The organism is Polyangium sp. 15x6 (assembly GCF_029960785.1).
Taxonomy (GTDB): Bacteria; Myxococcota_A; Polyangia; order Polyangiales; family Polyangiaceae; genus Polyangium.
In genome coordinates this window covers 52,407-75,098 of sequence record NZ_JASBQE010000041.1, presented here as the reverse complement: position 1 = coordinate 75,098, position 22,692 = coordinate 52,407, and the positions used below count along the sequence as shown (strand labels likewise).

General features: G+C 68.6%; 20 protein-coding genes. 6 read left to right on the top strand and 14 right to left on the bottom strand.

Features of this window, described 5'->3' with window-relative positions; all coding sequences use genetic code 11:
• The first annotated feature begins 165 nt into the window (after window positions 1–165).
• The 3 genes from QHF83_RS27600 to QHF83_RS27590 all read left to right on the top strand — a co-directional run bounded on the left by QHF83_RS27600 (window position 166) and on the right by QHF83_RS27590 (window position 4,430).
• A complete protein-coding gene (locus QHF83_RS27600; RefSeq protein ID WP_282420940.1) occupies window positions 166–2,490 on the top strand; it encodes an ATP-dependent RecD-like DNA helicase in 2,325 nt (774 codons plus the stop codon).
• Window positions 2,491–2,678: 188 nt separating this feature from the next.
• Window positions 2,679–3,809, top strand: a complete 1,131-nt coding sequence (locus QHF83_RS27595) for a hypothetical protein (RefSeq protein ID WP_282420939.1) — start codon at window positions 2,679–2,681, stop codon at window positions 3,807–3,809.
• Between the two features lie 177 nt (window positions 3,810–3,986).
• Window positions 3,987–4,430, top strand: a complete 444-nt coding sequence (locus tag QHF83_RS27590) for a response regulator (protein ID WP_282420938.1) — start codon at window positions 3,987–3,989, stop codon at window positions 4,428–4,430.
• Here the strand turns inward: QHF83_RS27590 and QHF83_RS27585 are convergent.
• From QHF83_RS27585 to QHF83_RS27520, 14 genes are all read right to left on the bottom strand, one after another.
• A complete protein-coding gene (locus QHF83_RS27585; RefSeq protein WP_282420937.1) occupies window positions 4,425–5,261 on the bottom strand; it encodes an HAD hydrolase family protein in 837 nt (278 codons plus the stop codon). The genes QHF83_RS27590 and QHF83_RS27585 overlap by 6 nt on opposite strands.
• Before the next feature lie 122 nt (window positions 5,262–5,383).
• On the bottom strand, window positions 5,384–5,638 hold the full coding sequence (gene rpmA, locus QHF83_RS27580; RefSeq protein WP_272416971.1) for a 50S ribosomal protein L27: 255 nt from the start codon (window positions 5,636–5,638) through the stop codon (window positions 5,384–5,386).
• 11 nt (window positions 5,639–5,649) lie between these two features.
• On the bottom strand, window positions 5,650–5,958 hold the full coding sequence (rplU, locus tag QHF83_RS27575) for a 50S ribosomal protein L21 (protein ID WP_282420936.1): 309 nt from the start codon (window positions 5,956–5,958) through the stop codon (window positions 5,650–5,652).
• A gap of 258 nt (window positions 5,959–6,216) precedes the next feature.
• Window positions 6,217–6,513 carry a His-Xaa-Ser repeat protein HxsA4 gene (gene hxsA4, locus QHF83_RS27570; RefSeq protein WP_136933506.1) on the bottom strand — a complete coding sequence of 99 codons (297 nt, stop codon included), beginning with the start codon at window positions 6,511–6,513 and terminating at the stop codon, window positions 6,217–6,219.
• Window positions 6,514–6,566: 53 nt separating this feature from the next.
• Window positions 6,567–8,081, bottom strand: coding sequence for a His-Xaa-Ser system radical SAM maturase HxsB (hxsB, locus tag QHF83_RS27565; RefSeq protein WP_282420935.1), 1,515 nt, complete (start codon window positions 8,079–8,081; stop codon window positions 6,567–6,569).
• Window positions 8,078–8,320 carry an HxsD-like protein gene (locus tag QHF83_RS27560; protein WP_281318577.1) on the bottom strand — a complete coding sequence of 81 codons (243 nt, stop codon included), beginning with the start codon at window positions 8,318–8,320 and terminating at the stop codon, window positions 8,078–8,080. The genes hxsB and QHF83_RS27560 overlap by 4 nt, the downstream gene beginning before the upstream one ends.
• The gene (gene hxsD / locus QHF83_RS27555) at window positions 8,317–8,799 is read right to left on the bottom strand and encodes a His-Xaa-Ser system protein HxsD (protein ID WP_282420934.1); all 483 of its coding nucleotides are present in this window, start codon (window positions 8,797–8,799) and stop codon (window positions 8,317–8,319) included. The genes QHF83_RS27560 and hxsD overlap by 4 nt, the downstream gene beginning before the upstream one ends.
• A 57-nt stretch (window positions 8,800–8,856) precedes the next feature.
• Window positions 8,857–10,902: a MopE-related protein gene (locus QHF83_RS27550; protein WP_282420933.1), complete on the bottom strand. Its 2,046-nt coding sequence runs from the start codon at window positions 10,900–10,902 to the stop codon at window positions 8,857–8,859.
• A 6-nt stretch (window positions 10,903–10,908) separates the two neighbouring features.
• Window positions 10,909–11,763: a radical SAM protein gene (locus QHF83_RS27545; protein WP_282420932.1), complete on the bottom strand. Its 855-nt coding sequence runs from the start codon at window positions 11,761–11,763 to the stop codon at window positions 10,909–10,911.
• A 4-nt stretch (window positions 11,764–11,767) separates the two neighbouring features.
• Entirely contained in the window at window positions 11,768–12,259 is a 492-nt protein-coding gene (locus QHF83_RS27540; RefSeq protein WP_282420931.1) for a hypothetical protein, read from the bottom strand.
• A 189-nt stretch (window positions 12,260–12,448) separates the two neighbouring features.
• Complete coding sequence (locus tag QHF83_RS27535) at window positions 12,449–15,082, bottom strand: AAA family ATPase (protein ID WP_282420930.1); 2,634 nt, start codon at window positions 15,080–15,082, stop codon at window positions 12,449–12,451.
• Between the two features lie 51 nt (window positions 15,083–15,133).
• Complete coding sequence (locus QHF83_RS27530) at window positions 15,134–15,919, bottom strand: hypothetical protein (protein ID WP_282420929.1); 786 nt, start codon at window positions 15,917–15,919, stop codon at window positions 15,134–15,136.
• A 67-nt stretch (window positions 15,920–15,986) separates the two neighbouring features.
• The gene (locus QHF83_RS27525) at window positions 15,987–16,961 is read right to left on the bottom strand and encodes a Shedu anti-phage system protein SduA domain-containing protein (protein WP_282420928.1); all 975 of its coding nucleotides are present in this window, start codon (window positions 16,959–16,961) and stop codon (window positions 15,987–15,989) included.
• Window positions 16,958–18,757: a HAMP domain-containing sensor histidine kinase gene (locus tag QHF83_RS27520; protein ID WP_282420962.1), complete on the bottom strand. Its 1,800-nt coding sequence runs from the start codon at window positions 18,755–18,757 to the stop codon at window positions 16,958–16,960. Before QHF83_RS27520 ends, QHF83_RS27525 begins: the two co-directional genes overlap by 4 nt.
• A 585-nt stretch (window positions 18,758–19,342) precedes the next feature.
• On the opposite strand from QHF83_RS27520, the gene grxC reads away from it, so the two are divergent.
• The 3 genes from grxC (at window position 19,343) to QHF83_RS27505 (ending at window position 22,669) form a co-directional block, all read left to right on the top strand.
• Complete coding sequence (gene grxC, locus QHF83_RS27515) at window positions 19,343–19,645, top strand: glutaredoxin 3 (protein WP_282420927.1); 303 nt, start codon at window positions 19,343–19,345, stop codon at window positions 19,643–19,645.
• Between the two features lie 178 nt (window positions 19,646–19,823).
• Complete coding sequence (locus tag QHF83_RS27510; RefSeq protein ID WP_282420926.1) at window positions 19,824–21,308, top strand: serine/threonine protein kinase; 1,485 nt, start codon at window positions 19,824–19,826, stop codon at window positions 21,306–21,308.
• Complete coding sequence (locus tag QHF83_RS27505; protein ID WP_282420925.1) at window positions 21,305–22,669, top strand: hypothetical protein; 1,365 nt, start codon at window positions 21,305–21,307, stop codon at window positions 22,667–22,669. Before QHF83_RS27510 ends, QHF83_RS27505 begins: the two co-directional genes overlap by 4 nt.
• Window positions 22,670–22,692 lie beyond the last annotated feature (23 nt).

The window sequence follows — 22,692 nt, the reverse complement described above, 5'->3', positions numbered from 1 at the left end:
GCAGCGGAAGCGGACGAGTGGGCGTAGGACGAAAGCGTTGATCCGCACGCGCAGCGGTCGTGGAGGCGGTGCTCGAGGCTCATCGGGCGGCGAGTCTTACCCAACAAACTCGCCGAGCAAAGCCCCTCGCCGCGGGAAAACCGCGCTAGCCTCGCCCCGCGCCCCATGAACCGCCGCGGACGCACGCCTCTGCTCGCCGGGGGTACGGGCCCGAAAGGCCCGGCCGGGGCCGCGTCACGCCCGCGATCCGGGCCCCAGGGCCCCGCGCAGCACGCGCTCTTCGCCGCGCAAAAGGCCGCTCCCTCGAAGGACGGCACCATGACCCTCGAAGGCGAGGTCGTGCGTGTCACCTACGAAAACGAGCAAACGGGCTTCCGGGTCGTGAAGGTCGCGATCGACGGCCACGAGGCCCCTCTCCCCTGGGTCGGCCGCTTCCAGCCCGTCGCCCCCGGCACACGTGTCCGAGCCACAGGCCGCTACGAACGTGATGGTCGCCACGGCGACCAGCTCCGCGTCGAAACGCTGCTCGAGATTGCGCCCGCGACCTTGCAGGGCCTCGAGAAGTACCTCGGCTCGGGCATGGTCCACGGGGTCGGGCCCGTGTTCGCCAAGCGGATCGTCGAGACGTTCGGCGAGGACGCGCTGCGCGTGCTCGACGAGGAGCCCGAGCGTCTCGGCGAGGTACCGGGGCTCGGAGCGCGACGCGCCGAGGCCGTGGCCAAGGCCTGGGCGTCGCAGCGCGTCATCCGCGACATCATGATCTTCCTCCAGCAGTACGGCGCCTCGACCGCGCTGGCGACGCGCATCTACAAGCGCTTCGGCGCCTCCGCGATCGAGATCGTCAAGCGCGCGCCCTACCGGCTCGCGCTCGAAGTGTGGGGCGTCGGGTTCAAGACGGCCGATCAGATCGCGCGTGCCATCGGAGTTTCCCTGGACGCACCCGAGCGCGCGCAGGCCGGCGTGATGCAGATGCTGAGCGACCTCGCGGCCAAGGGGCACGTGTATGCCGAGCGAAACGCGCTCGTCTCGGCCACCGCGCTCATGCTCGAACGCGAGGAGCAAGGCGTGGACCGCGCCATCGACGTGCTCGCGTCGTCAGGCCGCACGCGCGTCGAGACGCTCCCCTCGGGCGAGGTCGCCGTCTACGAATCCTCGCTCTACGAAGCCGAATCACGCCTCGCCGAGCGCCTCCTCGCGCTCCTCCGCGCGACCGGCCGTCCCCTCTCGGGCCGCCGCGGCGAATCGGCGGAGGCCGTGGCCAAGGCCGCGATCGAGAGCTTCGAGGCCCGCACGCGTGTCGCCCTCGCGCCCGCGCAGCGCGACGCGATCGAGCAAGCCGCCCGCAACAAGATCCTCGTTATCACGGGCGGCCCCGGCGTCGGAAAAACCACGATCGTCCGGGCGATCCTCTCGCTCTTCGACCTCGCGGGCCACACGGTGCGCCTCGCCGCGCCCACGGGCCGCGCCGCCAAACGCATGAGCGAGGCCACGGGGCGCGAGGCCGTGACGCTCCACCGCATGCTCGAGTTCGACCCGAAGGAGCGCGGGTTCCTCCGCAAGAAAGGCCGCACGATCGAGGCCGACGTGCTCATCGTGGACGAGGCCTCGATGATCGACCTGCCGCTCTGCGACGCGCTCACGCAAGCCGTCTCCGACGGGGCACGGCTCGTGCTCGTCGGAGACGTCGATCAGCTCCCGTCCGTCGGCCCCGGCGCGGTCCTGCGCGACGTCATCGCCTCGGGCGCGATCCCCACGGTGCGCCTCTCGCAGATCTTCCGCCAGGCCGAGGGCAGCCTCATCGTGCAGAACGCGCACCGCATCCACGACGGCGAAAAACCCGAGGGCGCGACCGACAAGCGCGGCGAATTCTTTGTCTTCCAACGAAATAACCCCGAGGAAGCCGCCGCCACGATCCACGAGCTCGTCACCGAGCGCATCCCGCGCGGCTTCGGCCTGCATCCCGTGCGCGACGTGCAGGTCCTCTCGCCGATGAACAAGGGCCCCGTCGGCACGATCACGCTGAACGAGACGCTGCAGCGGACGCTCAACCCCGACGGTCCTTCGGTCACGCGCGGCGGCAAGCTCTTCCGCCTCGGTGACAAGGTCATGCAGCTCAAGAACGACTACGACCGCGAGGTCTACAACGGCGACGTCGGCCTCGTCCGCGCGATCGACGCCGAGGCCGGAACGCTCACGGTCACGTTCGACGGCCGGGACGTCGCCTACGAAGAGAACGACCTCGAGGAGCTCGTGCTCGCCTACGCGACGAGCATCCACAAGAGCCAGGGCAGCGAGTACCCGGCCGTGGTGATCACGCTGCTTTCGCAGCATTTCGTGATGCTCTCGCGGAACCTGCTCTACACGGCCGTCACGCGCGGAAAGCGGCTCGTCGTGCTCGTCACGGACGGGCGAGCGCTCAGCCTCGCGCTCTCCGAGACGCGGCGTGAGGAGCGGCAGACGGGCCTTTCGTATCGACTCCGCCGCGGCTGACTTGTCGGTACCGAGGTGAGCGAAACGCCTCGGATCCGCGGCGGCCGTTGCTCTGATGGGGGCATCCTGCTAGCCTGCCCGCCCCTCGTAACAACGGCATTTTCCTTCCCGTTCGATGCGCGCCACAGCGCCGTCGAGCGGCGACCGCGGGCGCAAGGCGCGCTCCGCGTTTCCCGGGTGGAGCGACCATGGCGCAGAACGGACAGCAGGGTGGAGTGGCGGCGGGACTTCAGATCACGGGCGGCGCGGCCATCATGGCGCCCGTCAGCGCATTTCCCAACGGAGTGCCTGGCAACGCTCTCATCGTGATTCCCCTGTCGAAGGTCGACGACGAGACCAAGGAGATGCTCGACAAGGGCCCGTCGCTCGTGACCCCCGAGCAGATGTGGAAGCTGCTCGGCTTCAACGGCCCCGCGGTGCAGGTGCAGGACGACCAGGGCCGCCCGATCGCGATCGGCCTCGAAGACCTGCTCGCCGGCCTGGAGAAGCACTGGCAGGAGCAGCCCGACGACCTCAACCGCGCGCGCATCTACGCGCAGGAGCTCCTCAAGTACAACCGCCTGCAGCGCGCCGAGCAGGTCCTCTCGAAGGTCGTGGCGAAGGGCGGCACGGGTGACGACTGGCTCGCGCTCGGCATCGCGCAGCTCCAGCAGGAGAAGTTCGACAAGGCCGAGGGCACGCTGAAGGGCGCCCAGAACCTCCTCAAGGACAACCCCTACCCCTCGCTGCACCTCGCCAAGGTCTACCAGCAGAAGAAGGAGACCGACAAAGAGCGCGAGTTCGTCGACAAGGCGATCGGCATCAGCATCGGCTGCATCGACGCGTGGGCCTACCTCTACCAGTACCTCAAGCAGCACGACGGCGAGGACAAGGCGATCGCCGAGATCGAGAAGATGGCCGCCGACAAGAAGAGCGCCGCGCCGTACATCGCGCTCCAGGGCTTCTTCGCGAACGACGATGCGACGCGTGATCGCGCCGTCACCTACGCCAAGAAGGGCGTCGAGATCGCGCCCGACGATCCGCTCGCGCTCCTCTGCCTCTCGGCGCTCTACGGCCAGAAGGGCGACCTCGAGGCCGTCATCCGGCTCCTCCAGCCGCACGAGGCGAAGATGAGCCGCGACGTGCGCATCGCGAACAACTACTTCGAGGCCCTCTTCCAGTCGCGCCAGATCGAGAAGGTCACGAAGCTCTTGAACGCCCTCGCGGGTTCGCCCAACAAGGAAGTCAAGCAGTTCGCCATCGAGCGCTCGCGCCTCGTCGCGCAGTTCCTGCAGCAGCAGCAGCAGCAGCTCGCCGCCGCCGGCCAGCCGCGCAAGTAACAGCGCCACACTCCCCGCGCTCGGGGGCTCCGCATCACGCGTCGAGCCCCCGGGCAAACCCCCCTGAACATCTCGCATCGACGGCCGCGGACGGAGCACGATCCGTCCACTCGGCATTTTCGTGCCGCCCGTCTTTCACATTTGGAAGCAGGCAGAAACCCGGGTAATCTCCGGATCGTGCGCACGTGGCGACCCCGTCCCCCGGTCGTGCTCGTGGTCGATGACGACCCCGACATCTTGAGGCTCCTGGGAATGTGCCTGGAGGCCGAGGGGTGTGAGGTGCGCGAGACGATGTCCCCCGCAAAAGCCCTCGAGCGGCTCGACCGCGTCGACGTCGTCGTCGTCGACCAGCGCATGCCCGAGATGAGCGGCACGGACTTCATCGAGGCCGCACGCTCGCGCGGCTACGACTGCCGTTTCCTCGTGATCTCGGGCAAACGCGGCGCGCGCGCCGAGGCCGCGCAGGCCGGCGCCGAAGGGTTCCTCGCCAAGCCCATCGGCATGCGCGACCTCATCGGCGAGGTCGAACGGCTCTTCTATCGCGGCTTCGCGCCCCCCTCGCACAGGGGCGTGCCGAGCGCGCCTATCTCCGGCGTGCCCTCGTCGAAGAGCTCGTCATAACGTCCCCCAGGCCCGCTCGATCGCCTCGGCGACGCCCGCATCTTCCGCGCTCCACGCGGAGAGCTCTTCGGTCGCGCGCTCCTTCACGTGCAAGGGCGCGCTGCCCATCGCGAACGATCGCCCCGCGACCTCGAACATCGGCACGTCGTTGAGCCAGTCGCCCACGGCGACGACCTCTTCCACCGTGCAGCCGTGATAGTCCGCGAGCCACGCGATCGCCGTGCCCTTCGTGGGCCCGGCCGCGCGCACCACCATCGCGTGTGTATCGGCCCCGCGCGTCACCGCGAACCGGATGACGAACGCCGCACCGCCGAGCTCGCCTTCGAGCTCCTCCGCGGCCGCGTGCACGCTCTCCTTCGGGCCGATCGCCACCACCGCGAGAAGCCCCCGCTCATGCTCCCAGTACGGGTGCGACGTGACGCGCTCGACGACCGTCACCCGCGGCGACCACGTGCGCACGTAGCTGCTCCACGGCGCGCCTGCGGCGTCGTGCACGATGCTGTCGTGCGCGAACACGAAGCTCGCCGTGCCGTGCCGCTCGAGCACGCGCCGAAGCTGCACGGCGTGATCGCCTGCGAGCGAGGCGTGGTAGTGCTCGCGATCATCCCGCGCGTCGACGATGTGGCTCCCGTCCACGCAGGCGATCGGCCCCTGGATGCGTGCCGCCGCGGCGGCCTCGCGCGAGCCCGAGTAGAGCCGGCCCGTGCAGATCGTCACGGCCACGCCGCCGCTCTGCAGGCGCTCGATCGCCCAGCGATCGCGCTCGTTCAAGGAGCCGTCGTGACGGAGCAGGGTGCCGTCGAGGTCGAGGGCCAGGAGCTTGTACGTCATCGCCGCCGTTTGTCCTCGCCGCTCAGCGCGCTTGATGGTTGGACCCCAAATGGACGACGGGCGATCGACGGGGTTTTTCCCGTCGTATCGCCCGGCTCGTCTCGATCACGAACGCCGCAGATTCAGGCCGGATAGACCGAGACCTGCTTCTTCGTGTTCGACTTCCACTCGTACTTCACGACGCCCTCCACGAGGGCGAAGAGGGTGAAGTCCTTGCCCGTGCCGACGTTCTTGCCAGCGTGGATCGACGAACCCACCTGCCGCACGAGGATGCTGCCCGCCGGGACCGCGGTCCCCGCGTACACCTTCACGCCGCGCTTTTGCGCGCTCGAATCGCGACCGTTCCGGGACGAGCCGCCGCCTTTTTTATGAGCCATGCCGGTTTCTCCTAGGCGCTGATGCCGGTGATCTTGAGCTCGGTGTACGGCTGCCGATGCCCGGTCTTGCGGCGGTAGTTCTTCCGGCGCCGGAACTTGAAGATCACGACCTTCTTGCCGCGATCCTGCGCCTTGATCTGCGCCTCGACCTTTGCACCCGCAACGAGCGGCTGGCCGATCTTGGTGGCCTCGCCGCCGACGAGCAGGACTTCCTTGAACGTAACCGTGTCGCCGGCGTTGCCGCTCAGCTTCTCGACGCGCAGCACCTGGCCTTCGCTGACCCTGTACTGCTTGCCGCCCGTCTTGATGACCGCGTACATGTTCGTGCCCTCGAGCCCTACGACAGTTGCTTCACCGACGCACTCCGCCGGGAAACAAGGGAGCGGAAGTATACGGACGCGCGTCCGTTCCGCAAGCTGATCAAATGCGCCTCCGTCCCTTTGGATCCAGAGCCTCCGCAAGAGGTCGGTCCGAGCAGGCCGGAAACGGGTGAGGACAAGGGATCAAGGCGGACGAACGGGGCCGTTTCGCCCGCCAGGCGAGGGGTATCCGAGACTGTGGGCGCGCCGGGGGACGGTCTACCAGCTGCCGTGCGAGCCGTGCGACCCGTGGCTGCCGTGGCTGCCATGCGAGCCGTGGCTGCCGTGCGAGCCGTGGCTGCCGTGGCTGCCGTGCGACCCGTGCGACCCGTGCGACCCGTGCGACCCGTGCGAGCAATGCTGCGCCGGGATCACGCCGCCCGCGTCGTCGCCGATCACGCCTGCGCGATCCGCCTCTTCGCTCGCCTTCGCGCCGACCTCGCTCTCCGTCTTGGAGAGCATGCCACCCGGCTTGCGGGAGAAGCTCGGCAGCCCACCTGTTCCGTTGTTCGCCATCGTGGCCTCCCTGATCCCAAGTCCCGTTCTCGCCCGCGTCGATTCGTTTGCCCTCAAGATGCCGACGACGCGTGGATGAAATGCGTTCGCGCCCGGACCGTGGTCCAGCGCCGGAGGATCTCGACCGTCTTCGGGTCGTTCTCGCGCAGTTTGTCGAAGAGAAAATCCTGGATGCCCTTGTGGACGGCGCACAAGGTGCTCTCACGCATCCTACCGAAGATCGTGCCCTGCGTCCGGTAGCTGTGCTCGGGCTGCACCCCGCAATACGGCGTGTACGTGCAGTTCACGCAGTCGGGCTGCGCCTCGCGGATCGACGCCAGCACGAGCGCGCGCACCGTCTCGTGCTTCATGAGCGAGCGATACGTCGAGCTGAATACGTCGCCGATCTGGAACGCGGGATCGCCGGTCTCGTACATCATCCGGCCCTCGTCGCTCGAGAAGATCTTCCCGTCGTAGTTGTAGGCGAGCGCGCCGATCCCCGAGCCGCTCGGCGATCGGATGTCGAGGAAGTTCGGATCGTCGTCGCCGAGGATCTTCGTGAGGAAGATCGATCCATACCGCTCGAGGACCTGCTCGCCGCGACGGTTGAGATCGAGGATGTGCTCGACCGCGGTGCGGTAGAAGTCGTTGTACGCGGCGCGGTCGTACTCGACGATCTGCGCGGTCTTGCCCGCGAAGCCGAAGGGATCGACGGGGCGAAGGAAGATCGCGCGACACCCGAGGCCGACGTACGTGTCGACGATCTCCTTCGGGTACTTGAGCGCCTCGCGCGTCGTCGTGAGCAGCGCTTCGACGTGGTAGAGCGTCGGGTCGAGGCCGATGTCGATGTAGGCCTTGTTGATGCGCTCGATCCACTTCACGGCCTCGCGGTGCGCGTTGCCGCCGGCGAGGATGCGCTGCTTCGTGTGCAGGTGCTCCGGGCCGTCGATGCTCGTGCAGATCTGAACCTTGCGATCGACGAGGAAGGCGAGCTTCTCCTCGTCCATCATGGCCAGGTTCGAGACCATCGTGAACTCGAGCCCCTTGCCGTAGGCGCGGTTGCGAGCGAGCGCGTACTCGATGACGTGCTTCATCACCGGGAAGTTCGCGAGCGGCTCGCCGCCCTGGAACTCCAGCGTCACCGAGGGCGAGGTCGACTGGAGCATCAAGTCCACGACCTTCTCGCCGATCTCCGGCGTCATGTCGGTGTGGACCGCGTCCATGTTCGCGCGGCTCGCGTGGCAGTAGACGCACGTCTCGTTGCAGCGGAGCGTGACGACCGCGATGTGCAGGTTCGGCCCCCAGTTGAGGAACCGCTTCTTGTACGCGATGCGCTCGGCCGCCTTCGCCTGATCGAGGCCGTCGCGCAGGAAGTTCCGCGACGCGAGTTTGTCGTGGAGCGGCGAAGCGGGATCGAGCTCGCCGCGCGCGAGCGAGCGGAACTCGTCCTTCGTGACGAAGAGCCAGTCGCCGAGAAAGTTGGTGAGCAAAACGTCTCCGCCCACCTCGCGGAACCGGAACGGCACGAGGCCCGAGGGCGACTTCGCCGCGGGGCCGAGCTCGGTGAAGAGCGTCGCGAGGCTCGTCACGCCGCACCTCCCGATCGCGCCTTCTCGATCGTCAAACCGAGCGCGTAGTTCGCGAGCTCCGCGGAGAGCACGCGCTCGTCGATGCCTTCGCTCGTGGCCTCGGGCTTCGCCGTCACCTTCACGACGTACGCGCCGCCGTCGCGCGAGAGCTCGGCCGTCGCGTACGCGGCGTACGTCTTCACGGCCTCGTCGATCGCGAAGCCGTCGTAGAGCTCCTCGTGAAACCTGAGCTCGATCACGACGCCTTCTCGCCCCCCGACGCGCTGTCGGCCGCGCCTTCGGGCTCGGCCTTCGTGCCCTCGGCCTTGCCCTTCTTCTTGTACTTCTCCTCCCAGCTCATCGCGATGCCGAGCGGATCTTCGAAGGCCGTCTCCTCGCCGATGTCCATCGCGAGCAGCTCGTCGAGCCCAGGCGGACCCGCCGCGCCGCCGAGCGCGCGCGCGGTGATCGACTCGACGAGCTTCTTGTTCTCCTCGACGATGCGGAGGCGCCACGCCTGGCCGAGCAGCTCGTTCTGGAACTCGCCCGCGAACGCCTGCGTGTCGGCGCCCGGCTTCTTCGCCTTGAGCGTCACCTGGATGCGCCGATCGCCTGCACGATCGAGGTGCACCCAGCAGCGATCGATGAAGACGTACGCCGCTCCGTAAATCGCATCCTTGGGGTACAGGCCCTCGTCGAACTCGATTCGGACCGAGCCCTCACCCAAGTGAAACGACATGTCGCTCATTCGCCCTTCGCTCCCGATGACGTACCGTGAGGTGCGTCCCGCCGCGCCTCACGGGTTCGTGGCGGTCACGGTATACTGATCGCACGTCGGCGGCGTACCGTTCTTGCGATACACGCGAACCTTGACAGACACGACCTTCGGGTTGTTGTCCGACCACGGTCCCGTGGGCATCCCGTTCATGTTGTACTGATAATTCAGCTCCCAAACGGTGGCCCCCGACCCCGTGCCGCCGTCGTTGCAGGTCGCGACGGTGTTGCAGTCGAAGAGCACGTCCATCCCGTACTGACCACCCGCGTCGTTCACGAGCTGGACCTTCGGCGTGTACGCCTGGCCGAGCGCCGCGGGCGCGACGAAGTTGAACGTGAGCCAGTCGCTGGCCATCGAGGTCTCGACCTTGCCGATCATGTTCACCGTGCCGCCCTTCGGCACGCTGACCGCGCCCGAGCTGACGCACTGGTTCGCGTACTGATCCGTCGCGCACTCGCAGCCGTTGCCCGGCGCGCCGTCGATGTTCGCGTAGCCGACGTTGCACTGCACGATCTGGCACTGGCCGCCGGTGCACGACCAGCCCGAGACGAACTGCGCGTTCGGGTTCTGCGCGGTGCACGCCGGGTTCGGCTGCATCTCGTCGATGCTGCCGTTGCAGTTGTTGTCCTTGCTGTCGCAGATCTCGGTCTGCGATCCGGGCGTGACCTGCGGGTTGCACGACGAGCTTCCGCCCACGCAAACCGTGGTGCCCATCGCGCACACGCCGGGGAACGCCGTGCTGCAGGGCAAACCGTTCACGAGGGCCGGATCGTCGATCGTGCCGTTGCAGTCGTCGTCCTTGCCGTTGCACGTCTCCTGGACCGTGCCGGGCAGAGGCGCGTTGCAGAGGAGCTGCGGCGCGCCGGCGGGGCACTCGAAGGTGCCGAACTGGCAAACGCCGAGCTGGCCGGGCTTCGTGCACGGCATGCCGACCTGCGGGATGGCGTCGTCGACCATGCCGTCGCAGTCGTCGTCGAGGTTGTTGCACGCCTCGGAGAGCTGGCCGGGCACGACGTTCGGCATGCACGTCACGCCGTTCGCGCCGTCGCACTTGGTCAAACCCGTGCTGCACAGGCCCATGAAGCCCGTGGTGCACTGCATGCCGCCGCCGGGGTTGCCCTCGTCGGTGTTGCCGTCGCAGTTGTTGTCGAGGCCGTCGCAGGTCTCGGGCTGCACGGGCGCGGGCGAGCACTTCACCGCGCCGTTGATGCAGTTCAGCGTGCCCTTCTTGCACTCGCCGAGGCCCGGCGCGACGCACGCGCCGCCGCCGCCCGGGTTGCCATCGTCGATCGTGCCGTCGCAGCTGTCGTCGAGGCCGTTGCACAGCTCGGGCTGCGGCGTCAGGTCACCCAAGCACGGTCCCCACTGGCCGTCCGCGTCGCACGTCTGCGTGCCGGGCTTGCAGAGGCCGACGTTCTCCGTGCCCATCGGGCCCGTGTAGCAGCCCTTCGTCTCGCCCGTGATGCACGTACACCCTTCCCCTTCGTCGACCTCGTTGTCGCAATCGTCGTCGAAGCCGTTGCAAGCCTCGGCCGGGGCCGGGACGACCTCACCCGTGCACGGGCCCCACTTCCCGGTCGCGTCGCAGATCCTCTCGCCTTCCTTGCACGCGCCGACGCCCTTCGTGCCGTCGGGGCCCGTGTAACAGGCCTCCTTCACGCCGGTCACGCACTCGCAGCCCTCGTCGATCACGCCGTCGCAGTTGTTGTCGACGCTGTCGCAGACCTCGGTCTGCGGCACGCACGTCTGGCCGCCGCCGGTGCCGCCCGTGCCGCCTTCGCCGCCCACGCCACCGGTACCACCCACGCCACCGGCGCCGCCCGTGCCGCCGACGCCGCCCGTGCCGCCGGTGCCGCCCGTGCCGCCGCCCGCGCCGCCTTCGCCGCCTTCGCCGCCCCTGCCGCCAGTGCTCGAGCCGGTGCTGTTGCCACCCGTGGACGTCACGCTCCCGCCCTCGGCGCAGGACGAACCCGCCGCCGCGCCGATCACGGTCAGAAGCGCCGCGATGGCGATCCGTCGCACCTGCTTGCCCCGCTGCTCGTCACTGGCTTTGACGTTGCTCGCCATTGTCACTCACCGCTCCCAAGCAATGCTCCGGTTGACGCTCGGTGGTTTCGCTCGGACGAGCCGAGACGTTTCCACGAAGTCCTTGTCGGAGGCCGCTCCCACGACGCCGGTCGTCCGCGACGAACCCAGCGCCTCCGCCTCCACGATCTCCACTTCGCCGAGGCCCGCGAAGAGCTCGCGCACCTCCGCGTGGCTCGCCTTCTCGCCCGCGAGCCAGCCCATCCCGAGCCGCGCCGCCTCCGCGAGCGCGCGCGTGAGCTGCGGCCGCACGAGATCCTCCGGCGCGACGATCCGATCCGCCGCGCGCGCCGCGCGGCCAAACCGTGAAGCCCTCGCGAGGTGCGCCGCGCGCGCCCCGAGCGCACGCGAGAGCTGCACGATCTCCGCGAGGTGACGATAGTTCGACCGCGTGATCACCGTGGTCGTCCCGACCTCGATCCCCTCGGCCCGCGCATGCCGCACGCCGAGGGCGGTCTGCTTGAAGCTGCCCGGCGTCTGCGTGTGGTAGTCGTGCATCGGCTCGGTCGAGCCGTGCAGCGAGACGTCGAGCGAGAGCTTGCTCGAAGCCTCGCGAAGCGCGCGCGCATAGGCGCGATACGCGAGCCGCCGGCCGTTCGTCTGGACCACGATGCGGCGCGCGCCGCGCTCGTCGAGCGCGCGGACGACCGCCGGAAGATCCTCGGCGAGCGTCGGCTCTCCGCCCTGCACGAACACGACGTCGCCCGGCTCGACGCGCAGGCCCATCGCGAGATCGAGCCCTTTGGCCTCGCGCCCGCGCGGCAAGAAGGCAGACCTCTCCCCTTGCGCGCAGAAGACGCACGCATTGTTGCAAGTCGAACCGAGGGAGAGGACCGCCGCCATGCCGTCAGCCCGGTCCCTCCGCCGGAACGAGCAGCGCATCGCCGTGCTTGTGGATGCGCTCGGCGTGCGTGAGCAGCCCGGACAGGCGCACCTCGCGCTCGTTCTTCGCGACGATCTGCGCGAGCGTCATGGCCGCGAGCCCCTGCTCCTCCTGCGTGGGCGCCCAGCCGTTGCCGCCGTTCACCACGAAGATCGCGTGCCGCTCCGTCTCCGCGGGCGGCCGCTGCGCGAGCGCGGTGCGGTCGCGCGCGAGCAATTCGAGGTCGAACGTGTGCCCATCGTCCGTCCGAACCTTGACGCACACACACCCGTTCACGACGGGATCGATCTGGACGATCGTCCATCGCGCGAGGCGCGAGCCCGCGGCGAGCGGGGAGAGCAGCTTGGCGACGTTCTCGCGCGTCGGCGTGTCGAGCGGTTTTTCGCTGTGCGCCGCGTCTTTTGCAGCGGGCGTGGTCTCCGGGCGCGCGGAGGCGATCACCGGTGCGGCAAGCACACCTCCCCCCACCACTCCCACGAACAACCGCCGCGATACGTTCCTGCCAGGCATGCCGGAGCCTCCTACACTCGCAGGATCTACGGTCGTCACGGCGGCGTCAATGTTTGCGCGGTGTCCCGATCCGTCGTCCTCGAAGCGAGCAAGGAGGGGCGTTGGCAACGCGACGCGTCAGCCGACGCGTCGCGCTCAGGCCTTGGTGAACGTGAACGAGCCGTCGGCGGCGCGGACGTGCACGATCTGTCCGGGGCCGTAGCCGCCCGCGAGGATCGCCTCGGCGAGCGGGTTTTGCAGCTCTTTCAGGATGGCGCGCTTGAGCGGACGCGCGCCGAGCGAGGGCTCGTAGCCGATGTCGACGAGCAGGTCCTTCGCCGCGTCGTCGAGCTGCACCTTGATCTCGCGGTCCGCGAGGAGCCGCTCGAGGCGCCGGAGCTGGATGTCCACGACCCCGCGCAGGTCCTGCTTGCTGAGGGCCTTGAACACGACGATGTCATCGATCCGGTTCAAGAACTCCGGCCGGAAGAAGGCCTTGAGCTCCTCGAAGAGCACGTCGCGGATCGCGTCGCGCCCATCCTCGGTGCCGAAGAGCTTCACGTCCGTCTCCAGGATCCGCTTCGAACCGATGTTCGAGGTCATGATCACGACCGTGTTGGAAAAGTCCGCGGTCCTGCCGCGACCGTCGGTCAAGCGGCCGTCGTCGAGGATCTGGAGCAGCAGGTTGAACACGTCCGCGTGCGCCTTCTCGACCTCGTCGAAGAGCAGGACGCTGTAGGGCCTGCGGCGCGCCGCCTCGGTCAAGAAGCCGCCTTGCTCGCTGTCGGCGTAGCCGGGCGGCGCGCCGATGAGGCGCTGCGCCATGTGCCGCTCCATGAACTCGCTCATGTCGAGCCGCGTGAGCGCCTGCTCGTCGTCGAACAGGAACTCGGCGAGGGCCTTGGCGAGCTCGGTCTTGCCGACGCCGCTCGGGCCGAGGAAGAGGAACGAGCCGATGGGCTTGCCCGGATCACGCAGGCCCACGCGGCCGCGACGCACGGCGCGGGCGATCGCGCGCACGGCCTCGTCCTGGCCGACCACGCGGCGGGCGAGGCGCTCTTCCATCTTGAGGAGCTTCTCCGACTCGCCTTCGAGCATCTTCGCGACCGGGATGCCCGTCCACTCGGCGAGCGTGCCGGCCACGTCGTTCTCCGTGACCATGTTCGAGCCGGCCTCGGCGCCCTCGCGCTTCGCGGCCTGCTCGGCCGTCTCCAGGCGGCGGCGGATCTCGGGCAAGGTCACGTGCTCGAGCTCGCCGATCCGCGCGTAGTTCTTCTCGCGCTGCGCGGTCGCGAGCGCCTCGTTCGCCGCCGCGAGCTCCTTGCGGATCGACTGCACTGCCGCGACGACGCCGCGCCGCGCCGCGATGTTCGTGCGCAGCTCCTTCGCGCGCGGCTCGACCTCGGCGAGCTCCTTCTCCAGCCGCTGCCGCGCCTGCACGCTCAGCCGATCCTCGTCGTCCGCGAGCGCCGCGATCTGCGCCTTGAGCGCGTCCACGCGGCGGCTGAGCGCGTCGACCTCCGCGGGCACGCCGTCGACCTCGACGCGCTTGCGCGCGCTCGTCTCGTCGAGGAGATCGACCGCGGTGTCCGGTAGCGCGCGATCGGAGAGGTACCGCTTGGCGAGGCTCACGGCCGAGAGGATCGCGCTCTCGCCGATGCGCACGCGGTGGTGCGCCTCGTACTTCGTGGCGACGCCGCGCAGGATCTCGGTCGCCTGATCGATCGACGGCGGATCCATGTTCACCACGGCGAAGCGCCGCAGGATCGAAGCATCCCGCTCGTTCAGCTTGCGAATGCCCTCGGGCGTGGTCGTCGCGAGGATACGGATCTCGCTCCGCGCGAGCAGCGGCTTCAAGAGATCGCCGACGCCCGAGCCCTGCACGCCCTGGCCGAAGAGCGAGTCGATGTCCTCGACGACGAGGATCGTCTCGGCGTCCTGAACGCTGCGGAGCTTGTCGATGAGGGCCTTGAGGCGTTGCTCGATCTCGCCGCGGAGCTTGGCGCCCGCGACGAGCGCGCCCGTGTCGAGCTCGTAGAGGCGCGCGCCGGCGAGGTTGCTCGGCACGTCGCCGCGCGCGATGCGATCGGCGAGCCCGCGGATCAGCGCGGACTTGCCGACGCCCGGCTCGCCCACGACGAGCGGATGGTTCTTGAACCGGCGCTCGAGGATCTGCAGGAGCCGCCGCGCCTCGCCGTCGCGGCCGATCACCGGATCGAACAGGTCCTTGCGCGCGTCGGCGACGAGGTCGCGCGTGTAGCCGCTCGCTTCGGCGCTGCCGGCCGCGTTCGTGACGATCGCCGCGGCCGAATCCCGCGGTGCCGGTGCCTTCGCTTCCCCCTCCGCGAGCGCGCCGAGGTGCGGACGGAACGCGCCCGGACCGATGCTGAACGACGAGAGAATCTCCCCCGCCGGCCCGCGGATCTCCTGCGCCAGCGCGTGCAGGAGGTGTTCGATGCCCACGTTCGGGGACTTGTCCCGCGTCGCCTCGCGCTCGGCCCGCCCGAGCAGATCGAGCAGCCGAGCATCCACGTACGCGACGCCGCCCGTCGATTTCGACTGACGCCGCAGGGCCGCCTCCGCGAGGTTCATCGTCTCGTTCGGGTCGGCGCCGGCGCGCCGGAAGACCTCGAGGACGCCGCGATCCCGCTCGAGCAAGCGCACGAGCAGGTGCAAAGGCGAGACCTCGGCATGCTTCCGGTCGTCGGCGAGCGCTTGCGCGCCCGCGACGATCTGCCGGGCGTCGTTCGTGAAGCGTTCGAGGTGGATTGTGCCCTCGGTGTCGGCCATGGCGGGATCCTACTCCTGATTGGAGACGAGTAGACGGTGCGAGGCTTTCGCTCAAGCGCCCGCAGGCGCGTTCGTGGGCGCGGGAGCAGGCTGCGTCTGCCTGGCGTGCAGGGAAGGCAGGTGCTCGTCCACCTTCCGCCGTCCCCAGACCTCGACGCCGGCCTTGTAGAGCTCGTCGTAACGGCGGTTGAGCTCGGTCCAGAGACGATCGCGGAGCACTGCGTCCGCGGCGCGCTCCGACTTCTCCGGCTTCGCGCCCTTCGGCAAGAGCTCGGCGAGCAGCCAGTTCCCGTCATCGGACAGCTTCTGCAGGTACGCCTCGTCAAAGGGATGCTTGTTCGCGAGCGCCACTGCGTGCTCGCGGAAGAGCGCGACGATCGCGACCGCGTCGCGCGCCTCGTCGACCGGGCCCTTGTCCGAGCGGATCTTGCGCACCTGCTCCGCCGGCACGAGGCCGAGCTCGGCGAGGATTTCGAGCTGGAGCAAGGTGAGCTTTCGGGCGGGCCGGAGGCTCGCCTGCCGAGCGCGGATCTCCTGCGGGCTCGCAGGCACGATCACCCGATCCGCCGCGAAGGCGAGCGCGAGGGCGAGCGATGGAATCTCCAGAAGCCCAGCGATCGAGACGAGCGGAAGCGCCTTCTCGATCCGCACGAGGTGAGGCCGGATCGCGTCCACGCCGCGACGCGCGTTGATCCGGACGATCTCCGGATCGGCCGTACACACCTCGACCTCCTCCGCGGGGATCGACGCGACGAGCGGCACGAAGTGATCGAACGCGGCTTGCGCGTCGGTGGTCTCGAAGGGCTCGGGGGCGTTGTTCTCGAGTTCGCTCGGCATGGCGCCGAAGGGTAATGGACTCCTGGCGGCCACGAGGAGCGAATTTCGCCCCGCGCGCTCGGTGTCGTCAGGTGCCAGCGTCCCCGTTACGGTAGTCGCGCAGGAAAGTGAGAACTTCCCGCGCGCCCTCGATGAGGTCGTCGTACGTGAGGATCGTGATCCCAGCGAGGAAGCTGTTCTCGAGGGCCAACCGATCGCGCTCGCGGTCATCCTTGCGACGGCCGATGACCACGTATCCGCGCGGTCGGTTCAGGTCGACACGGATCCCGCGCTGCGCCTCGTAGCTGTTCGGACCCGTAGGCTGCTTCTCGGCCAGATCGAGGTACTCGATGACCTGACCGACCGCGCGAGAGCACTCCTCGCTCTGGTGGAGTCGGCCCTTGTTGTACTCCTTGAAGACCGGCTGATCGGGACGCTTCAGCTCCCAGAGGTCCGGAAACCCGTCGTGCCGGACGAAGAGCAGATCCACCTCGGCGCCGCGACCGACCTCGTGTGGGGAGCGGCAGTCGCGATATTTCGGGCCGAGCAGGATGCGCCAGTTCTTCTTCAGGAAGTCGCGGTACTTGTCTTCCTTCTCGTTCTTTTCGACGAGGGCCTCGAAGGCACGAACCGCGCGGCTCCCGACGTAGACAGGGCTCGCGAGTGCGAGCACGACCGAGCGGAGCAAAGCGCCCCTCAGATCGCGCTCGCTCTTGAAGAGAAACTGGCCGCCCCGCGTACGCTGCATGATCTCGCGCATGAGCTCGGGGTTGTTCTTGTGCGCGGTGGCGATCACGACTGGCCGGAACGGATCGGCGCGGATGAGCCCTTCGAGCGTGGCGAGCCCGAACCGCGTGTCCTCGTCGGTTCGCCCCGGCTGAGACGGGATCTGGAGATCGAGGACGACGACGTCCGGGCGGAACGAGTCGGCGAGCGTGAGGCCGTCCTCGGCGGCGCGCGCGCGCTCGACCTCGTAGCCGGCGGTCTTCAGCCAGTCCGTGTAGTCTTCCGCGTTCTGATCGTCGTCCTCGACGAGCAGGATCCGCTTCGCAGCGTCACTCATCCGTCCTCCTTGCCCGCGACCAGCTCGACGAAGAAGCAGGTCTCTTCCTGTGCGGGATCGAGGCCGATCCGGCCTCCCATCCTTTCCACGAAGCGCTTGGCGATCGCAAGACCGAGGCCCGTGCCGCGAGGCTTGCCGGCGCCGCCCGTCTTGTTCGTGTTGAACGGTTCGAAGATGCGATCGCGGTCGCCTGGATTCACGCCGTCGCCGCTGTCGCGGATGTCGAGACGGACGACATCGCCCGTGCGGCTGCCCGAGACCACGATCCTTCGACCGATCGACCGCGTATTGGACACGACTGCGTGAAAAGCGTTTTCGAGGAGGCAGTGCAGCGTTTCATGGAGTGCGTCTGAGATCGCCTCGACATAAAGCCCGCTCGGAACCTCGACGGCCGTGATCACATCGGGATGTCGTTGCATGAGTGGAGCAAGCTCGTCCTCGACGAGGGGCCGGAGCGCGACGTGCGACTTGGGGCCTGTGGGCCCTGTCTCCCAGATGCGCGTCTTCTCGGTGAGCCGCTCGATGTAGTCGATCTCTTCTTCGAGTCGCGCGAACGGACGCGCAAGGGATGCTCGTTGCTCCTTGTCGAGCGCGTCGCGGATCTCGCCGAGGTGCTGGCGCATCGCGCCCACCGGACGATTGAGCCGATGCGCGAACCCGAGCTGCGCGATGCGCTCGGCCTCTTCGCGGATCCGCTGCTCCATGCCGGTGACGGCGCTGTCCGTAAGACGTGCGGCGACGTCGGGGGCGATCACCGTCAGGAAGAAGAAGACCTCGCGCGGAAACTGGTAGCGAAGAAGCACGTCGTCGTGACCGGCGCGGATCTCGCGGATGATTTTTCGCGCGAGGAAGTAGTGCATGACGAGCTCGTTCGTGAACACGTCACCGTCGTCATCACTGTGCCACCACTCGTAGTCACTCCAGTCACTCAGGAAGGTGACCATCGAAGTCACTTTCCCGAGCGCAAACTGCTCCAGAGCGGCATCCTCCAGTGCCGAAATGTCCTTTGGTTGCGCTTGCATCGATCGCCGGAGGGTTGCCTCCACGTTCCTGCCATAAGCGCCCACGACAGCCGAGATCCACGCCTCCACGGGCTCGGTGTCTGTATAGGATGCTGACAACGAATCGATACCCTCGAGGATGGGCACAAGGTTGTCGAGGACGTTCGAGAGCGCTGCGAAATCCTTGTTCGCTTTTCGCGCCGCCATGAGGCGCTCAAAGGAGGGACGACGCTCGAGATGCCGCTCGAACCATCGCTCGATCTCGTCGATTTGGGGCGCGAGCAACTGCAAGGTGATGACGCTCGGCGCCGCAAGGAGGTTCGTGTTGCTCCCGAAGCTCCAGACCAGGAGCCTGCGCGTAAGAGGAGGTTGGTCGTAACGACCAGCATCGTCCACGACCACTGCGAAGTCGGTTCGGTGTTCCAGTCGGTTACCGGACGGCCGTAAGAGAGGCGTTGCCGAGTTAGGTTTCCCTGCAAAACGGCGAGCTGCCCGCCATACAGCATGGGAGGCCGTCGTCCACTTCCCGGGGCCCAAAAGCACGAGCGTGGGGCCGTTCGGATCGTCCGCCCAGCGTTCGATGAATGCGTCTGCGTCCACCTCTTCGCCGGATGCGAGTTGCGCTCTTCGGGGTAGATAAAGATCTGCCGCAGCGGGCTCGGTGTTACGGACAAGCTCTCGTGCCTTATCCGCGATACCCCAGACTTCCAGCGCCCAGTGTCGGAAGGTAAACAGGGCCGAGGAGCTTGCCGTGCCGAGATCCGGCTCGTAGCCCTCGGGCAGCTCACCCTCCATCACGATCCCGATTGCGCGGTCGGAGCCGGTGTTCTGGCAGATCGCCGAGAGCTCCGAAAGCTCGCGCGCGATATCCTCGGGTACCGTCGGCAAGACCCGAAAGCAGGTGCGCACGCGGGGAAACCCCGTGGACGCCACCGCGAACCACTCGACCGTGCCGGGCGCAGCTCCAACGCGGCGCTCGACCTCGAAGCCGGCGGCGCGGAAGATCTGCGCAACCTTCTCCTGCGGATCTCCTTCCGCGCTCAGCTCGTCTTCCGTCGGCCCCATGATGCCTTCTCACTTCCCAGCCCACACGTACCGAGGGCCCGCATCGTAGACAAGCTCCCCGCGGGAGATGCTCTCGACCTCGCTTGGTGAAGCAACACGAGCGAAGCCTCTGCCTGCCCGCGCCGCTCGATGTACCAACATGCCGCCGCGCCTCCCCCTCCCTCCTTCACTTCCCCCAGCCACGCCCCGAGCCCTCCCACCCCCGCCCCCTCGCTCCCCCCAGCAACACCTCGAACCTCCTCCCCCTCCCTCCGTCCCTCCAGCAACCTCCCAAGCACGCATCCACCCCTTGCGTTCGCCGCTGGCAGAACCGAAATGTCCAGCATCATGCCCGCCGACGTCGCCATCTACACGACCCCCTGGTGCCCCTACTGCCACCGCGCGAAAGCCTTGCTTTCCGGGAAGAAAATTCGCTTCGAAGAGATCGACGTCGACACGCGTCCCGACCTCCGCCGCTGGCTCTCGGAGGCCACGCGCCAGCGAACCGTGCCGCAGGTGTTCATCAACAACCGCCCCGTGGGCGGATTCACGGACATCGCGGCGCTCGAACAAAAGGGCGAGCTCGACGCGCTCCTCAGCGAGGCCCCCCCGCCCGACCTGCCGCCGCTGCCGCGTTGATCGACGATGGGGGCTCCGCTCGGACGAGCCGAGCTCTGCCCCCATGCCCCCGCGTCGTTTCGTCGAGATCGTGCACGCCCCGGGGGAGCGGTGATAAGCTCGGTCCGATCGGCCGAAGGTTTTCTCTCGTTCGCTCGTCCATGGGGGGACGAGGTCGACCCGGCCTCGATGATCCCGCATGCCCGTTGCCGACGCTCCGCTGCCCGACGCCCCGACGAGCGACGGCTCGCTCGTCGGCCGTGACGTGGGAAAATACAAGGTCTCCCGCCTCATCGCCCGGGGCGGCATGGGCGCGGTGTACGAGGCGCTGAACACGAGCATCGGCAAGCGCGTCGCGATGAAGTTCGTCGACCCCGAGCTCGCCCGGAACGAAGACGCCGTCGCGCGCTTCCAGCGCGAGGCCGCGGCCGCGAGCGCGGTCGAGAGCGCGCACATCGTCACGATCTTCGACTCGGGCGTCACCGACGACGGGCAGCCCTTCATCGTGATGGAGCTGCTCCGCGGCGAGGACCTCGGCCACCGGATCAAGCGCCTCGGCCGGCTCGACCTCGACGTCGCGCTCGACGTGGTCGCGCAGCTCCTCCGCGGCCTCTGCCGCGCCCACGAGGCCGGCATCGTTCATCGCGATCTCAAACCCGACAACGTCTTCCTCACCGAGCGCGACGACCGGACCGACTTCGTCAAGATCCTCGACTTCGGCATCTCCAAGGTGCGTCGCACCGGCGGCGTCCCCGAGAAGACGATCACGCGCCAAGGTACGGTGCTCGGCACGCCGTTCTACATGTCGCCCGAGCAATCGCAGGCGCTGCCCGACGTCGACGAGCGCACCGATCTCTGGTCGGTGGGCGCGATCCTCTACGAGTGCCTCACGGGCAGACCCCCGCACGAGGGACAGTCGTACGAGCAGGTCATCGTGAACATCTGCACGAAGGCCGTGCCCGACGTGCGCACGTGGAACCCCGAAGCACCCGAAGCCGTGGCGCGCTTCCTCGCGAAGGCGCTGAAGCGAAACCGGGACAAGCGTTTTCCGAATGCCCGCGAGATGCTCGACGCGCTCGGCGCAGCCTCGGGGGGCCTGCTCCCGGCACGCGCGCTCCGCGTCGGGGATACGGGCTCGCGTTCGTCGCCGGACATCGCGCGCAGTCGCACGCCGCGCGCGGCGCAGACGAACGAGGCCACGACGCGGCCCGCCGAGGAGGTCGGCACGGGTGGACCGTCACGCGTGGGCTGGTCGACGAACAGCGGCGCGGGCGGCGGCAAGGAGCGAGCACGCGCGCTCTGGCTCGGCCTGGGTGCGATCGCCGCTGCGCTGGTGATCGGCGCGGGCGTCCTCTACAGCCGCAGCACGAAGGCGCCCGCCGCGTCTGCGTCGCCCGTTCCGCCGACGAACCCAGCGAGCGAGGCGCGCGTCGAGCCGACGCCCGAGCCCGTGAAGACGAGCGAGACAACCCCCGCGGCAGCGCCCGCGCCGGAGGTGACCGAGACGAAGACGCCCGCGCCTGAGCCTTCCGAGGCGCCTCGAACGACGTCGACCTCGACGCGCAAGACCACGAAGACCGCGAACGCCAAGCCGGAGATCACGCCGCCGCAAACGAGCGCCAAGCCGACGGCGACGGCCAAAGTCCAGGGCGTCGCCCCGCAGCTCAAGCTGAAGGTGGAATGAGCTCGCTCCTCGGTCGATTCCGGCCCCGCGCGGCCCTCGCTCTCACGCTCGCGTTCGCCACGGTCGCGAACGGCGCGCTCGCGGCCGGCGATCCGAAGGCCGAGAGCGCGCCCCTTCCCGACTCGTACAAGCAGCACATGGCGAACGGCGTGAAGCTCTACGGCGACGGCAACTTCGCCGCCGCCATCGTGGAGTTCCAGGCCGCCTACGCCGAGCGCCCGCGCGCGAACCCCCTCGTCAACATCGCGCTCGCGCACAAGAGCCTCTTCCAGTACCCGCAGGCCATCGCCGCCCTCGAGCTCGCGCTCCGCAAGCACGCGGACACGATGGAGCCCGAGGACAAAACCGCCGCCGAGAGCGCGATCGCCGAGATGCGCGCGCTCATCGGATACGTGAAGGTCGAAGTCTCGCCCACGCACGCCGTGCTGCTCGTCGACGACGAGCCGCAGCCCCCCGGCACCGCGGACAAACCCCTGCCGCTCGGACCGGGCCGCCACCGCATCGGCGCGCGCGCCGAGGGCTACGAGGACGCCGAGGAGATCGTCACGGTCACGAGCAAGGATCAGGACAAGCTCGTCAAGCTCGCGCTCGTGCCGAACAAGGGCTGGGTCGTCGTGAAGACGGACGACCCCGAGATGGCCATCGCGATCGATCAAGTGCCGCTCGCGCTCGGCCAGTGGGCCGGGCTCGTCGAGCCGGGGACGCACCTCGTGCAGATGTACAAGCAAGGCGGCCCCGAGTACGCGTTCCAGGTGCTCGTCGTGGCGGGCAAAGCGCAGGAGGTTCGTCCCGACGTCGGCGGCGTGCCCATCGCGGTGCCGCGCTCGCTCCCGACCCCGCCGCCGCCTCCGCCCAAGATCGCGAAGCCGCCGGATCCGCCCCTCCGCGGCGCGTACGCGACCGCGACGGGCGGCGTCTTCCTGATGCTCGGCGAGGAGGGCGCAGGCGGAATGGTCGGCGCGCGGCTCGGCTACCGGATCTCGACGCCGATCGGGATCGAGTTCTTGTTCGACTACGCGAACAACCCCATCGCCACGAAGAGCGGCGACAGCACGGTCCGGCTGAGCTCTGCGCGGTTCGGCGGCGGCGTGCGGCTCATGAGCCCCGGCAGGAAGGCGCGGTTCGTCGCCACGATCGGCGGCGGCCTCGCGTACAACTGGCTCGGCAGCGGCGAGAGCCCCGGCGGCGTGGCCTTCATCAACCTCGACACGGGCGTCGAGCTCGACTGGAGCGGCGTCCTGGTCGGTCTCGCCGCGCAGCAGACGCTCCTGCTCGGCGGGACCGACACCGCCGACGTCGAGCTCGCCGACCCCCGGGTGACCCTGGGCCTCGGGGCGCGCGTTGGTCTCGGCGGCTGGTGACGATGTTCTCCCGGAGCGGTATC

Excerpts from the sequence above, each read along its gene's own strand:
- QHF83_RS27600 (WP_282420940.1), top strand. The coding sequence starts at position 166 with ATGAACCGCCGCGGACGCACGCCTCTGCTCGCCGGGGGTACGGGCCCG.
- QHF83_RS27595 (WP_282420939.1), top strand. The coding sequence starts at position 2,679 with ATGGCGCAGAACGGACAGCAGGGTGGAGTGGCGGCGGGACTTCAGATC.
- QHF83_RS27585 (WP_282420937.1), bottom strand. The coding sequence starts at position 5,261 with ATGACGTACAAGCTCCTGGCCCTCGACCTCGACGGCACCCTGCTCCGT.
- rpmA (WP_272416971.1), bottom strand. The coding sequence starts at position 5,638 with ATGGCTCATAAAAAAGGCGGCGGCTCGTCCCGGAACGGTCGCGATTCG.
- rplU (WP_282420936.1), bottom strand. The coding sequence starts at position 5,958 with ATGTACGCGGTCATCAAGACGGGCGGCAAGCAGTACAGGGTCAGCGAA.
- hxsA4 (WP_136933506.1), bottom strand. The coding sequence starts at position 6,513 with ATGGCGAACAACGGAACAGGTGGGCTGCCGAGCTTCTCCCGCAAGCCG.
- hxsD (WP_282420934.1), bottom strand. The coding sequence starts at position 8,799 with ATGTCGTTTCACTTGGGTGAGGGCTCGGTCCGAATCGAGTTCGACGAG.
- QHF83_RS27550 (WP_282420933.1), bottom strand. The coding sequence starts at position 10,902 with ATGGCGAGCAACGTCAAAGCCAGTGACGAGCAGCGGGGCAAGCAGGTG.
- QHF83_RS27545 (WP_282420932.1), bottom strand. The coding sequence starts at position 11,763 with ATGGCGGCGGTCCTCTCCCTCGGTTCGACTTGCAACAATGCGTGCGTC.
- QHF83_RS27535 (WP_282420930.1), bottom strand. The coding sequence starts at position 15,082 with ATGGCCGACACCGAGGGCACAATCCACCTCGAACGCTTCACGAACGAC.
- QHF83_RS27530 (WP_282420929.1), bottom strand. The coding sequence starts at position 15,919 with ATGCCGAGCGAACTCGAGAACAACGCCCCCGAGCCCTTCGAGACCACC.
- QHF83_RS27525 (WP_282420928.1), bottom strand. The coding sequence starts at position 16,961 with ATGAGTGACGCTGCGAAGCGGATCCTGCTCGTCGAGGACGACGATCAG.
- QHF83_RS27520 (WP_282420962.1), bottom strand. The coding sequence starts at position 18,757 with ATGGAGGGTGAGCTGCCCGAGGGCTACGAGCCGGATCTCGGCACGGCA.
- grxC (WP_282420927.1), top strand. The coding sequence starts at position 19,343 with ATGTCCAGCATCATGCCCGCCGACGTCGCCATCTACACGACCCCCTGG.
- QHF83_RS27510 (WP_282420926.1), top strand. The coding sequence starts at position 19,824 with ATGCCCGTTGCCGACGCTCCGCTGCCCGACGCCCCGACGAGCGACGGC.
- QHF83_RS27505 (WP_282420925.1), top strand. The coding sequence starts at position 21,305 with ATGAGCTCGCTCCTCGGTCGATTCCGGCCCCGCGCGGCCCTCGCTCTC.